Raw genomic sequence first — 12,758 nt, 5'->3', positions numbered from 1 at the left:
CGTGCCAGGTGGGGCCGGAAAAGGCCCCCACCCAGCCGGCGCGGCCGTCGGCGGATCTCGTTGTCGCTTTGCTGTGAACAGGGTGGAGAAACCCTCTGGAAAACGCACCCGCCTCACCCGGTCGTGCGCCCGGCGGCGTCGGTCGCTGTGCGCGCCGTTCGTGTCCGCAGGCGGGGGAGGATGGCGGCGACGGCGAACCCGGCCGCGATCGTGACGGCGCCGTCGATGGACAGGGCCATCCTGATGCCGTCCAGCGTCGCCTCGTCGGCGGCGAGGGTGCCGGGGGCTCCGGCGGCGTTCGCGGCGACGACCGCGCTCAGGATCGGGATCCCGACGGTGAGCCCGATCTGCTGGGTCATGGTCGCGAGCCCGGTGGCCAGACCCTGTTCGTCGTCGGGCAGGTCCGCGGTCGCCGTCACCAGGAACCCGACGATGCCGAGGGCATGGCCGAAGAACCCGAGCACCGACGCGATCATCACCAGGGTGAGCGAGGTGCGGTCGAGGTCGACGAACGCCAGCGCCACGGCGGACGACCCCTGGACGAACAGCGCCGTGACGAGGGTCGTCCGCGGGCTGACCCGGCGCAGGACCCGCGGCGCGACGATGCCGGCGGTGAAGGCCGCCGCGCCCGGGACACCGAAGATCAGCCCGGTGACCATGGCGGAGTAGCCGAGCAGCTCCTGCAGGTAGACGGTGAGCAGGAAGACGATCGCGCTGCCCATCGCGAAGATCACGAATCCGCCGGCGTTGCCGCCACCCACCGCGCGCCGGCGCAGCACGGCCAGTGAYGCGAGCGGATGCGAGCTGGTCGACTCGATGCGCCAGAAGGCGACCAGCAACGCCAGGCCCACCCCGGCGGTGATCCACACGACGGGCCGGCCCCAGCCGTCCTCGCCACCGGTGGAGATCCCGTAGATCAGCGCCACCAGCCCGCCGGTGACGGTCAGCGCACCCGGGACGTCCAGTCGCCCACCGGTCTCACCGCGCCCGTCCGTGACCACCCGCGGTGCGGCGGCCAGGATGGCGAGCGCGATCGGCACGTTCAGCAGGAAAGCCCAGCGCCAGCTCAGGTACTGCGTGAGCAGGCCGCCGATGAGGGCGCCGATGGTGAACCCGGCCGGCAGGAGCGCACCGTTGAGTCCGAGCGCCCGCTGGCGGGCCGGCCCCTCCGGGAACGTGGTCACCAGCAGCGAGAGTGCGGCCGGCGTGGCGATGGCCGCGGCCAAACCCTGGCCCACGCGGGCGGCGAGCAGCACCGCCGGTGTGCTCGCCACCCCGCCGACCAGCGAGGCGACCACGAGCAGCCCCAGCCCGGTCATGAACAGCCGGAGCCGCCCGGTGAGATCGGCGACCCGCGCGAACAGCAGCGTGAAGCCGGCGGACGGGAGCGCGAAGGCCGTCGCGATCCACTGCAGGTGGCCCTCGGAGATCCCCACACCGGCGCCGATCGAGGGCAGGGCGACGTTCAGGATGGAGAAGTCGACCGCGAGCATGAACTGCGTTCCGAGCAGCAGCAGGAGCGCGACGCGCTGCCGAGCGGTGAGACGGTCGGAGCCCGCCGCCGCCGACAGCGGAGGCTGCGTCGTGGCGGGCAGGTCATCCGGTGCCTGCCGGCCGGGTTCCGCGGAACCGCGTCCGGTCTGCGCCTGCGCCCGTGCCTGCGCCGGGACGGCGACGGGCGTCGGTGTGGCGGTCGTGTCGGTCATGGGCCTGACGATCCAGGCGCCTGCGCGGGGTAGCCATCGCCATGCACGGGCTATCCACCGGGTGGGTAGCCCTGGCAGGGTCACCTTCCAGGTGCCGAAAACGTCTGCCGGCGGAGCGACAATGCCAGAATGACCGAGCTCGGTGAGTTCCTTCGTTCGCGTCGCAACCGGCTCGCGCCCGCGGAGGCCGGTATCGCCCGCCCAGGTGATCGGCGCCGGGTGCCTGGCCTGCGCCGCGAGGAGCTCGCCCAGCTCGCCGGGGTGAGCGTCACCTACTACACACGGCTGGAGCAGGGCCAGAGCCGCAACGCCTCCGACGCGGTGCTCGGCTCACTCGCCCGGGTGCTCAGGCTCACCGACGACGAGCAGGCTCACCTGCTCACCCTCGCCCGCCCGGAGCGGGCGGCCCGGCGCAGCCGCCAGCTGGAGCGGGTGCGTCCCGGGGTCCGGATCCTGCTCGAGTCGGTCCGTGACAGCCCGGCCCTCGTGATCGGCCGCCGCACCGACGTGCTCGCCTGGAACCGGCTCGGGCACGCACTGGTCGCGCCGCACCTGGACTTCAACGCCCCGGACCGCTGCGCCTCCCGCCCCAACATGGCCCGGCTGATCATGCTGGACGCCCATGTCCGCGACCTCTACGTAAACTGGCGGCGCAAGGTCGAGGACCTCGTCGGCTATCTCCGCCTCGCCTCGGGGCAGTATCCCGACGACGAGCAGCTCACCACCCTCATCGGTGAGCTCTGCGTGAAGAGCGAGGAGTTCGCGTCGGGGTGGGCGCGCCATCCGGTCAAGGACTGCGCCAGCCACGTGCGGGCCTACCGCCACCCGCTGGTCGGTGAGCTGACCCTGCACGAGGAGACGCTGCGCCTGCCGGAGGACCACGGCCAGCGCATCGCCATCCTGTCGGCCGAGCCGAACTCGCYGACCGCCGAGCGGCTCGCGCTGCTCGCCTGCCTGGGCGCAACCGCGCTCCAGGGGCCCTGCGGTCCTCCCGCCCAGCCCAGGGCTGACCGGGAGGCGGTCGCCGAACCCGCAGGCCCCGCGCGGGGGCCGGGCGCCTGACGCCCACGGGAAATCTCCCCGGACACTGCTTTCACTCCCGGGTATCTCCTTCAGCTCGGCGGGCCGCGGTCGCGATTGGCCCGCGATCTGGACAGAAGTCCGGATTTCGTCAGGCGGTGGCGTGGGGATCTGCGCAGGTCCATAAGAATGCCGCCGAATTCGGCCCCTAGCCCGGGCTGCCGACGTACGCTCGATCTCGGCCGTTTTCCGGGGGGAGGGCGTTCGTGCGTACTGGCGCGATGCGGGTCGGCGTCGTACTACCGATCGTCGAGTAGCGCCTCGTCGCGCAGCCGGATCGCGTCGTTGAACACGACCCGGGCGCAGCCGAACGCCCGCGCGAGCGCCTGAACCTGCCCCGGTTCGGGATAGGCCCGGTAGCGGTACCGCACGATCGGCATACCACCGATCATGCTTGCCCTATGGACATCTCCGACGACTATCGGCGTGGTAGGCATGTGGTTTCTGCACTTCACGTCCACTTGGTTTTCTGGCGAAGTACCGGCGTGGCGTGTTCGACGAGGCGATGCTCGACGCCTACGAACGGACGATGCGCGACGTACGCGCCGACTTCGGCACCCGCCTGGTCGCGTTCGACGGCGAAGACGACCATGTGCACCTGCCGGTCGAACACCCACCGAAGGTCGCCGTGTCCGCGCTCGTGAACTCTCCGAAGGGCSTGTCCACGCGGATGCCACGGGCCGAGTTCACCGGCCGGGTGAACCACGCCTCGATACGGGGGCGTTTCTGGTCGCCGTCATACTTCGCGGTCTCCGCCGGTGGAGCCCCCATCGCGCTGCCGCGCGAGCACATCGAAGGCCATCGAAGGCCAGCCCCGATGCGCTGACCCCGCCCTGAAGGACGGGGCTCGCGCGCTACGTTCCTCCGGTCAGACGTGGCCCGCGGCGAGGATCCCGGTGCCTGCGGCGTCGCGGGTCAGGGTGTGGGGTAGGCGGTGGTCACGGTGCCGGCCTGCCCGTGGAAGGTGAACGTGACGCCGAGCGGCACGCTGACCACCTCGGGACGGGAGAACCCGAGAGGGTAGGCACCGGTCGCGTCGGGCAGCCCGACGGAGAACAGGATCTGTTCGGCGAGCGGCACGTCCGCGTTGATGAGGATCCAGTTTCCGACCGCCGTGTGGCTGAAGGTGCGCAGGCTCAGCGACACCGTCGCGCCGGTGAGGACCCTGCGGAAGACGAGCTGGCCGTCGATCTGCGCGGTGATCGACCCGGCACCGCGCTGCGGGGGCTCGAGCGGGAAGGTGAGCCGTTCCGAGAGCGGGTTCAGGCACACGCTGGTCTGGCCGGGCGCGGTGGCGTAGGCGATCACACCCGCCCTGGCGAGCGCCAGCAGGAACTCGCGGTTGAAGGTGAACTGCGCGGTGCCGACCCCAGACGCCGGTGTCGCCGGTGGAGTCGGGGAGCACAACGGCCCGGATGAGGCGGCGGCCTGAGCCGCCAGCGTCGCGGCGAGGCCCGGCGCGGCGGCCGGGCTGGCCGCGCCTGCGGTTCCCGCCGTCGCGGTGAGTGCGGCCAGCACTGATAACAGGCCCGCGACAAGGATTGGCATCTTGTGTCGGATGGTCATGGGCGTCCCCCTCGACAGCACACGCACACCTTTGGGCGATCAAGCTAGCCGGAACCGCTCGTTCGCGCTGTGAATACAGTCGAGCACCTGCCGTAAGGTGCCATTGAGGGTTCTGGTTCGGCGCCGGCCGCGGCCGGTCAGGGCAGGAGTGTGGCGACCCGGTCGATCTCCGCGCGCACGGGTGCGGTCAGGCTCGTGAACGGCGAAGTCTCGATCGTGTCCCCGCGGCCGCGTAGCCGGCGCCGTTGCCAGGTCGCGACGATGCGGCCGTCATGGACGACGGTCGGTCGGAACACACCGTTGCCGCCGGGGACGACCCGCTGGAATTCCTCGCGGCCGAGCATCGCGGACCGGTCGGTGTAGCCGAGCACCAGTTCGTCGAACGCGGGCAGCAGGTGGACGGCGCGGGCCTCCTCCCGGCAGGTCGCCAGGCGCTCCGGGGTGAGCGGGTCCATCAGGTGCTCGACGCCGTCCACGTCCAGACCGGCGAGGTTCGGCCGGGCCACCGCGACGGCGGTGCGGACGTCCGCCGCCAGCAGCTTCGTCCACTTCGCGAAGTCGTCCCGGCTGGCTGGCCCGTGCCCGCGGAAGTAGGCGAGCGCCAGCACGCCGAGAGCCTCGTCCCGGTCCAGCTGCCGGGGCCGGCGCACCCACTCGGTGACCAGGACGAAGGCCTGCTGCCCGTCCTGGGCTGGGCCGAGGCAGAGCGTTCCGGTCTCTGCCAGGTGGACGATCAGGTGATACCCGCGCTGGCCACCGGTGACGATGCCCGCGGCCTCCCAGACGGCGTACAGCTCGTCCCGGAGCAGGCGGCGGCCCCCGGCCAGCGCCTCGACGGCCCGCGTGCGGGCCTGCTCGAAGACGGCGGAGTCCAGTCCGAGCTCGGCTCGGCGCCGGGCGGCGAGGGTGGCCAGCCGGGGAGCGGTGAGCGCGGTGAGCCAGCCGAGATCCTCCGCGGGGACGGTATGCAGCGTGCCCCTGATCGGCCAGCTGGTGACCAGCTCGCCGGCGTCGAAGGCGGCTGCCACGCCAGCCTGGTTGCGGGCGGTGGTGCGCAGCGCGACGGACATCAGCAGGCTTCGCCGCTCCTGCGCCTGCAGACCGCCGAGCGTGCGCACCGCCTCGGCCGGTGTCGCCGCGGGCTCCCCGGCGAGCCGCTGCGCCACCAGCCTGAGCAGGCCGATCTCGGACATACCGGGCATTACCGCTCCTCCTGCAGGGTGACGGGTAGGCCGGTGACGGGCCTGTTGGGCGGTGCCGAGAGGTCGTCGAGCCGTGCGGCGAGATCGGTCGGCAGGTCGAGGTCGAGGCTTGCGAGGTTGTCGGTGAGCTGGTCGATGGTGCGTGGGCCGAGGATCACCGAGGTGATGCCGGGACGCCGCAGAGCCCACGTTATGGCGACGGCTGACGGGGTGGTGGCGAGATGGTCGGCGACCTCCGTGACGCCGTCGGCGATGTCGAAGCTCCGGTCGCGCAGGAGTGTGGCCGCCCAGCGGGCGGCGGTGGGGTTGAAGGCGAGCCACTGGTGCAGGCGGCTGCCCGGTGCGGGCTGGGCACCGCGTCGGTACCGGCCGGCGAGCACGCCACCGGCGAGCGGTCCGTAGGCGATGGCGCCCAGGCCGTGGCGCGCGCAGGCCGGCAGGATCTCGGCTTCGATCTCGCGGGCGAGGAGCGAGTAGTGGGGCTGGAGGCTGACGAAGGGCGTCGTTCCCAGCCGCTGACTCGCCCACTGGGACTCGATGATCTGGCTGGCGGTGTAGTTGGAGCAGCCTATGTAGCGGACCTTGCCCTGGCGGACGAACCCGTCCAGGGTCGTCATCGTCTCCTCGACGGGCACGTCCGGATCCCAGTTGTGGCACTGGTAGAGATCGACGTGATCGGTGCCCAGGCGGCGGAGGCTGGCGTCCAGCGCACGGCTGAGATGGCGTCGGGACAGGCCGCGGTCGTTCGGGCCCGGGCCCAGCGGGCCGGCGCCCTTGGTGGCCAGTACGACCGAGTCCCGGCGGGCGGCGATGGCGCGTCCGACGACCTCTTCCGAACGTCCCCCGGTGTAGATGTCGGCTGTGTCGATGACGTTGCCGCCCCGGTCGAGGAATGCGTCGATGATCCGGCGTGCCTCCGGTTCGTCGCAGGGCGCGCCGGGACCGGCGCCGAAGTTCATGGTCCCAAGTGCCAGCCGCGACACCTTGAGGCCGGATCGTCCCAGCAGTGCGTACTCCACAGGATCTCCTCCATCTATCCGGGGCGCCGCCCCGCTTAGTGGTGACCACACTGTACGGGGCGGCGCCCCGCTTCGTGCCGGGAGCTCGTGGCGCAGACTGTGGAACGCGCAGGAACGTAGCCGGCCGCGAAGGTGGAAGGGAGTGCGGTGCCATGACGGACCGGACGGGCATCGCAGGCACGGCGGCGGCAGAGACAGACCCGGGCACGTCGCTCTCCGGGCGTCCACTGCGGGCTGACGCGCGGCGAAACCGGGCGCGAGTGCTCCGCGCCGCCCGTGACCTGTTCGCCGCCGACGGCCTGTCCGTTCCGCTGGACGAGATCGCCCGACGTGCGGGCGTCGGCGCGGGCACGGTGCACCGTCATTTCCCGACCAAGGAGGCGCTGTTCGCGGCGGTCGTCGTCGACCAGGTGGAACAGCTCGTCGCGGATGCCGCCACATACGCCACGAATGCCGATTCCCGTGAGGCGCTGCTTGCCATGCTGGCCCGAATGCTGGCGGAGGGCATCGAGAGCAGGCCGCTCAAGGCCGCGCTCGCCGGAACGGACTTCGATCTACGAACCGCCGCGCCCGACGTCGCGGCTCGTCTGCGCGAGACTCTGCACGACCTTCTCCAGCGCGCGCAGCGGGACCGCGCAGTCCGCGGCGACATCGACGTCGACGATCTGTTCGCCCTGCTGGCGGGGGCCTTCGCCACTCTGCGCCACGCGGACGCAGAGGGGGCCCCCGACCGGTTCGCGCGTCTCAACGCCGTGCTCTTCGACGGCCTGCGCGCACCGAGGTAGGCAGGCGGTCAGCGCGACATCTCCGTTCCTTTTCAGGAACCGGGGCGCCTGAAAGGGAACGGAGGAAGCGCGGCCGCGGTGGGGGCTCGTCTGTTCAGAGGGTCAGGAACCAGCGGACGATCGCGGCTGTGCCGAGCAGCTCGGATCCCTCGTGCACGAAGCCGCTGTAGTCACGGTTGACCCCCAGGTCGACAAGCCGAACCCGGCTGCCGCCGGCGGCGAACCGCTCCTGGCAGTGGACGGTGTTGAGGTTCGCCGCCTGCTCGTCACCAGGGCTGTAATACAGCCGGGACGGGGCGGCCGGAGCCCAGCCCGAACAGACGCTGTCGAGTACCGTCAGCGCCTGCGCGAACGCGCCGGAGGGCTGGGCCAGCAGCGCGAAACCCTGGGGTGTCAGCAGGTCCGCCAGTGTGTCGGGAAGTCCGTTGAGAACCTCGAGGCCCTGGTGGGTTCCGTCGAACAGTTCGGCGACGTCCACGTAGGACGGCTGGAATATCGCGGCCGGTGTGTCGTAGATGTGATGAAGCCGGTTGTAGGCGACCAGCAGGTACGCCGTGTAGGCCACGGAGAACTTCGGGTGCAGCTCGCCGTCGAGCATGGCCGGTATCTGGGCGTTCTGGAAGTCGTAGCCACCGCTGATCGGTGCGAGGGCACCGAGCCGGAACCACGGGTCCGCGCCGTCGTGCAGGGCTCGGCCCAGCCCCAGCGCGGCCGACGCGCCCTGGGAGAACCCGGTGGCCAGCACGTCCCGCCCGAGCTGGGTCCCACGGCCGGCCAGGAACGAGCGGGCGGCCCGCAGCAGGTCGAGCGACGCGGTCGTCTCCGACTGGACGTCCATCCACGGGTGCGGACCCGGGCCCTCGCCGAGGCCGAGATAGTCGGGTGCCACCGCCGCGAAACCGGCGGCGGCGAAGGTGATCGGCGGACCGGTGAGAAACCCGTCGGAGGACGTCGAGGGCGCATCGCCCTTGAAGATCTGCGTTCCGTGCGCGAAGGAGACCGGCCGCAGGCGCCGGTTGTCGTTCAGGGGCAGGGCCAGCAGCCCGCTGGCTGTGATCGGTGCGCCGTGCGGGTCGACCGTCCGATACACCAGCCGGAATGTGCTGACGCCATACCGGACGGCGCCCGCGTCGAAGCTCTGCTCACGCAGGAACGCCGCGGCCTCGGCTCGGTTCGCCAACGTGGTGAGCGGTGTCGACGAGACGAGGGCACCACGCCACTGGGCCGGGCGGACGGCAGTGCCACCGTGGTCCTGTACGGCGGTGTGCCCGTGGCTTTCGGTGGCGAATGCGGGAACGGCGCTGATTCCCGGTGTCACGAGAACGGCGGCTATTGCTCCGGACACGGCCAGAAAGCCGGACCGGCGCAGGCGCGACCGCCGGGAACCCGCCGCCTGTCGTTCGGGGTGGGAAGTCATGATGCGGAACGCTATGTCTCGTCCGCTTTCCGTGACCGCCGGCGGCCCGGTGTGTTCAGGGTGGGGTTTCCCCCACCCTTCTTCACACCGGTGGCCGCGGCCGCGGGGCCAGCCCGGTGGACTCCGCTGCCGTCAGCCCGGTATCAGCCTGGGAACGGGGGTGCCTCGGGGGGGCGGTAGTAACCTTTGACTGACCGCTCAATCTGCTCGTCCAGGTGCTTCCGGGCGTTCTCGGGGTCCTTCTTGAACGGAACCAGGTCGATGTAGCGGATCCCACCCAGCAGGCCCCCGGGTTCGCATTTTTCGATCCTGACGGGGATCAGTCTGCGGCCCAGGCCGGCCGGGTCGCGTTTGAACGCGGTTCCCCAGGAGGCCTGGACCTTGTCCGACGCCAGATAGGCCTGGGACAGCACGACGATCATGTGTTTCGAGAAGTTCAGGCCTTCGTCGAGTGCCCAGTAGTCGTTGGTGCCCGCGGGATTCCACGCGTCGTAGCGGACCAGATAGTCGTTCTGCAGGAGTCCCGCGATCCAGTCTCCCCAAGCCGCGTCGGTCTCGAGCACGGAGACGAAGAAGTCCCACTTCGTGCCGTCCGGCCGAACCGGGGCATCCAGACCATCCGGATCGTCCAGGCCGTTCGGGCTGGGCGGGTCGACCAGGCCGGACGAGCCGTCCGGGCTGCCGGGACCTTTCTGGCTCACCGGGGCGGCCGGGGTCTGCGTGCTTGCCGGGCTGCCCGACGGGCTACCAGCCGGCGTGGCGGCCACGGCGGCCACGCCGGGAACAGCGGGCAGTGGGCGGCCGGGAAGGGTCAGCCAGGCGGTGGCGGAGAACTTCTTCACCGTCACAGCGACCTCGCGGAAGTCGCCCGGGGAGAGCCCGCGCAGCCGCCGGGCGACGACGGAGTCGAACAGCGTGGCGGAAAGGATCAGCGCCAGGTCCGCGTCCGGATCGCGCTGCAGCAGTTCACGGATGGGTGTCGAGTCGACCAGTCGTGCGCAGATCACCACGGTGTCACCGGCCCAACCGGTGTCGTGCTCGAGGATGTCGCCCTCATGGATCGCGACCCGCAGCCGGATCCGGCCGAGCTTGTTGCGGGTCGCGTTGTACTCGTTCAGCGTGATGCCCAGCTCACGGACGAAGTCGGCGACGATCCGTGCTTTCGGGGTGGCGGCCGAGAACACCATGAGGAAGCCGTCGCCGCGGTCCTGCCGCAGGGGTGCGGGGGGTATTCGCGCCTCGCTCAGGGCGCCCTCGATGATTCCCCGCAGCCCGTCGCGCAGCTGCTTCTGCTCCAGCATGTTGAGATCGCTGTAGCCGACGGCGTCGAAGGCGATGACGGTGCCGTTCGTGGGCAGCCCGTCATCTGCCCGCGGCTCCGGGCCGCCGTGGTGGGACGGGCTGCCCACGGCTTCGGCGTGGGCAGCGGCCAGCCCCGTCCGGAACGCCGGGTTTGCGGGGAAGTCACGAGCCGCGATGGTGAGAATCCTGCGGCGGGCATCGGGGAGCACACCCCTGCCGAGCGTGGCGTTGACCGCGTGCCAGTACTCGATCGCGGTCGACGTCCCCTGCGGCTGTCGTTCGGACTCCAGGCCAGCCTGGCTGAGTAGCTGACCAGCGGAAATCCGCTCGGAATAGACGGCCGCGAGGGCCAGCACCTCCGCCTCGGCCAGCGAATGGACCAGCGCCCCGCCGCCGCTCGTCACCGCGACCTCGACTCATCAACCTCGGACACAGACCGCCCTCCCCGTACGTGCCGGCGCCGCTAGCTGCTTTTTCCTTTCGGAATGCTGGCAGACTATCCGGCGCCGGCAGAATCATTGCCGTCGGTGGCCGGTTTCTGACCAGGCGCGGCGGCGATCCGAGGAGGTTGCCGGCGGGAGATGCCGGCGGGCGCGGGGCGGCGGGTCAGATGATCTCGATGATCATGGCGGCGCCCATGCCGCCTCCGGCGCACATCGAGACGCAGCCGAGGGAGGCGCCGCGGCGGCGAAGCTCGCCGACCATGGTGACGACCATCCGGGCACCGGTGGCGGCGATGGGGTGACCGAGGCTCGCCCCGCTGCCGTTCACGTTGACGATCTCCGGGCGGATGCCGAGCTTGCGCACGGCCGCCACCGGCACCGAGCAGAACGCCTCGTTGATCTCGAACAGGTCGATGTCGGCGAGAGTGAGCCCGGCGCGGTCGAGCGCGCGGGGGATCGCGAGGGTGGGTGCGAGGCCGGTCAGCGCCGGCTCGATCCCGGCGGTGGCCCAGGAACGGACCCGTGCCAGCGGGGTGAGGCCGTGGGCGGCCGCGTAGTCGCCGCTGGTCAGGGTCACCGCGGCGGCGGCGTCGTTGAGGCCGGCGGCGTTCGCGGCGGTGACGGTGGCGTTCGGCAGCTCGGGGTGCAGCAGGGGCAGCGTGGCGAGGCGTTCCAGGGTGGTGCCGCGTCGGGGGTGCTCGTCGGTGTCGAACCGCTTGGTGGTGCCGTCGGGCAGGGTGACGTCCAGCGGGATGATCTCGTCGACGAAGGCGCCGGCGTCGATGGACGCCAGCGCGCGCTCGTGGGTGTAGACCGTCCACTCGTCGACGTCGCGGCGGGTCAGGCCCATCTCCCGGGCGGTGTTCTCCCCGACGGTGATGGACATGTCGAACGCGGGGGCCTCCGGCGTCTCCGGGTGCGACGGGGCCATCCAGGGCTGGTACTCGCCGGTGGCGTCCCGCTTCGAGCTGCGGGCCGCGTTGGTGAGGCTTTCGGTGCCGCCGGCGATGACGACGCGGTCCATGCCGGCGCGGATGCTGCCGGCGGCGATCGAGACTGCGGTCAGGCCGCCGGCGCAGTGCCGGTTCGTCGCGGCGCCGGAGGCATTGAACAGGCCGAGCCGGACGGCGATGTTGCGGGCGATCACCCCGCCGCCCTGGTACGACTCGGCGAGGACGACGTCGTCGACGTCCGCCGCGGGCACGCCGCCGCGCTCCAGGACGGCCGGGACGACGGCCTCGGCCAGCTCGAACGCGTCGAGGCCGACGAGGCTGCCCTTGCGGGTCCGGCCGATCGCGGTGCGGGCGGTGGAGACGATGACTGCTTCGGTCACGGGGGATCTCCTCGATCTCGACCGGACGACTATCTGGGTTTGCCTGGGGCCTGGGCCTGGGTTACTTGGGCGGGAAGCGCAGGGCGCCGTCGAGGCGGATGTTCTCGCCGTTGAGGTAGGGGTTGCGCACGATCGACTCCACCAGCAGGGCGAACTCCTCGGGCTTGCCCATCCGCTTGGGGAACTGGATGGTCTCCACCAGGCGTGCCTTCAGGGCGTCCGGTGCGCCGAGCATGATCGGCGTGCCCATGGTGCCCGGCGCGATCGCGCAGACCCGGATGCCCGCCGGGGCGAGGTCGCGGGCCATCGGCAACGTCATGCCGAGGATGGCCGCCTTGGCCGCGCCATAGGCGAGCTGGCCGGCCTGCCCTTCGAGGCCCGCGATGGAGGCGGTGTTGACCACGACGCCGCGCTCCCCGTCCTCGGTGGGCTCGTTGCGGCTCATCGCGGACGCCGCGAGCCGGGTCACGTTGAACGTGCCGATCGCGTTCATGTTCATGACCTTCACGAACGCGTCCTTGTCGTGCGGGGTCCCGTCGCGGGCGACGGTGCGCCCGGCGATGCCGCCGCCGGCGACGTTCACGACGACCGACAGGACGCCGAGATCCTGCGCGGCGGCGATGGCGGCGAGGACCGCGTCGTCGTCGGTGACGTCACCGCTCACCGCGGCGGCGGCCGGGCCGATGCTGTCGGCGAGCTCCTTGGTGCGGCCCTCGTGCAGGTCGAAGACCACGGTCTTCAGGCCGATGCCGGTGAGGTGGCGGACGCAGGCCGCGCCCAGCCCGCCCGCTCCGCCGGTGACGATCGCCGAACGCCCTGCCAGATCCACTGGTTCCTCCCGCGACGAACAACATCAAGATGCGACAATATTGACATCAAGATCGAAAAACTGTTCAAGATCGAAA

At 71.2% G+C, this 12,758-nt stretch carries 10 protein-coding genes and 2 pseudogenes; 3 read left to right on the top strand and 9 right to left on the bottom strand.

What is annotated here, in order from left to right; translation table 11 throughout:
• Positions 1 to 113: 113 nt before the first annotated feature.
• Positions 114 to 1,706 (bottom strand): MFS transporter, encoded by a 1,593-nt coding sequence (locus CcI49_RS34445; RefSeq protein ID WP_076833580.1) that lies wholly within the window; start codon positions 1,704 to 1,706, stop codon positions 114 to 116.
• A gap of 129 nt (positions 1,707 to 1,835) precedes the next feature.
• Between CcI49_RS34445 and CcI49_RS34440 the strand changes: the two genes are divergently transcribed.
• The gene (locus CcI49_RS34440; protein ID WP_076833578.1) at positions 1,836 to 2,768 is read left to right on the top strand and encodes a helix-turn-helix transcriptional regulator; all 933 of its coding nucleotides are present in this window, start codon (positions 1,836 to 1,838) and stop codon (positions 2,766 to 2,768) included.
• Positions 2,769 to 3,043: 275 nt separating this feature from the next.
• Here CcI49_RS34440 and CcI49_RS34435 read toward each other — a convergent pair.
• Positions 3,044 to 3,166, bottom strand: a pseudogene (locus CcI49_RS34435) (helix-turn-helix domain-containing protein); the annotation flags it as partial.
• A 21-nt stretch (positions 3,167 to 3,187) separates the two neighbouring features.
• On the opposite strand from CcI49_RS34435, the pseudogene tnpA reads away from it, so the two are divergent.
• Positions 3,188 to 3,612, top strand: a pseudogene (gene tnpA / locus CcI49_RS34430) (IS200/IS605 family transposase).
• 89 nt (positions 3,613 to 3,701) lie between these two features.
• Here the strand turns inward: tnpA and CcI49_RS34425 are convergent.
• From CcI49_RS34425 to CcI49_RS34415, 3 genes are all read right to left on the bottom strand, one after another.
• Positions 3,702 to 4,352, bottom strand: a complete 651-nt coding sequence (locus tag CcI49_RS34425; protein ID WP_054566251.1) for a hypothetical protein — start codon at positions 4,350 to 4,352, stop codon at positions 3,702 to 3,704.
• A gap of 137 nt (positions 4,353 to 4,489) precedes the next feature.
• A complete protein-coding gene (locus tag CcI49_RS34420) occupies positions 4,490 to 5,554 on the bottom strand; it encodes a winged helix DNA-binding domain-containing protein (protein WP_076833576.1) in 1,065 nt (354 codons plus the stop codon).
• Complete coding sequence (locus tag CcI49_RS34415; protein ID WP_076833574.1) at positions 5,554 to 6,573, bottom strand: aldo/keto reductase; 1,020 nt, start codon at positions 6,571 to 6,573, stop codon at positions 5,554 to 5,556. Before CcI49_RS34415 ends, CcI49_RS34420 begins: the two co-directional genes overlap by 1 nt.
• A gap of 152 nt (positions 6,574 to 6,725) precedes the next feature.
• On the opposite strand from CcI49_RS34415, the gene CcI49_RS34410 reads away from it, so the two are divergent.
• Positions 6,726 to 7,358, top strand: a complete 633-nt coding sequence (locus CcI49_RS34410) for a TetR/AcrR family transcriptional regulator (RefSeq protein WP_076833572.1) — start codon at positions 6,726 to 6,728, stop codon at positions 7,356 to 7,358.
• Between the two features lie 94 nt (positions 7,359 to 7,452).
• Here CcI49_RS34410 and CcI49_RS34405 read toward each other — a convergent pair whose 3' ends face one another.
• The 4 genes from CcI49_RS34405 to CcI49_RS34390 form a co-directional block, all read right to left on the bottom strand.
• On the bottom strand, positions 7,453 to 8,775 hold the full coding sequence (locus CcI49_RS34405) for a lipase (RefSeq protein WP_198955723.1): 1,323 nt from the start codon (positions 8,773 to 8,775) through the stop codon (positions 7,453 to 7,455).
• A 143-nt stretch (positions 8,776 to 8,918) separates the two neighbouring features.
• Positions 8,919 to 10,481, bottom strand: coding sequence for a TIR domain-containing protein (locus CcI49_RS34400; RefSeq protein WP_076833570.1), 1,563 nt, complete (start codon positions 10,479 to 10,481; stop codon positions 8,919 to 8,921).
• 202 nt (positions 10,482 to 10,683) lie between these two features.
• Positions 10,684 to 11,853 carry a thiolase family protein gene (locus CcI49_RS34395; protein WP_076833568.1) on the bottom strand — a complete coding sequence of 390 codons (1,170 nt, stop codon included), beginning with the start codon at positions 11,851 to 11,853 and terminating at the stop codon, positions 10,684 to 10,686.
• 61 nt (positions 11,854 to 11,914) lie between these two features.
• Positions 11,915 to 12,682, bottom strand: coding sequence for an SDR family NAD(P)-dependent oxidoreductase (locus CcI49_RS34390; RefSeq protein WP_054566258.1), 768 nt, complete (start codon positions 12,680 to 12,682; stop codon positions 11,915 to 11,917).
• Positions 12,683 to 12,758: the final 76 nt, after the last annotated feature.

This window comes from Frankia sp. CcI49 (genome assembly GCF_001983215.1).
Lineage (GTDB): Bacteria > Actinomycetota > Actinomycetes > Frankiales > Frankiaceae > Parafrankia > Parafrankia irregularis.
The sequence above is the reverse complement of the archived record's forward strand: the minus strand, read 5'-3'. Positions and strand labels throughout refer to the sequence as shown.

Bases quoted from the DNA above. Each gene is read 5' to 3' on its own strand.
- CcI49_RS34425 (WP_054566251.1), bottom strand. From the start codon at position 4,352: ATGACCATCCGACACAAGATGCCAATCCTTGTCGCGGGCCTGTTATCA.
- CcI49_RS34410 (WP_076833572.1), top strand. From the start codon at position 6,726: ATGACGGACCGGACGGGCATCGCAGGCACGGCGGCGGCAGAGACAGAC.
- CcI49_RS34420 (WP_076833576.1), bottom strand. From the start codon at position 5,554: ATGCCCGGTATGTCCGAGATCGGCCTGCTCAGGCTGGTGGCGCAGCGG.
- CcI49_RS34405 (WP_198955723.1), bottom strand. From the start codon at position 8,775: ATGACTTCCCACCCCGAACGACAGGCGGCGGGTTCCCGGCGGTCGCGC.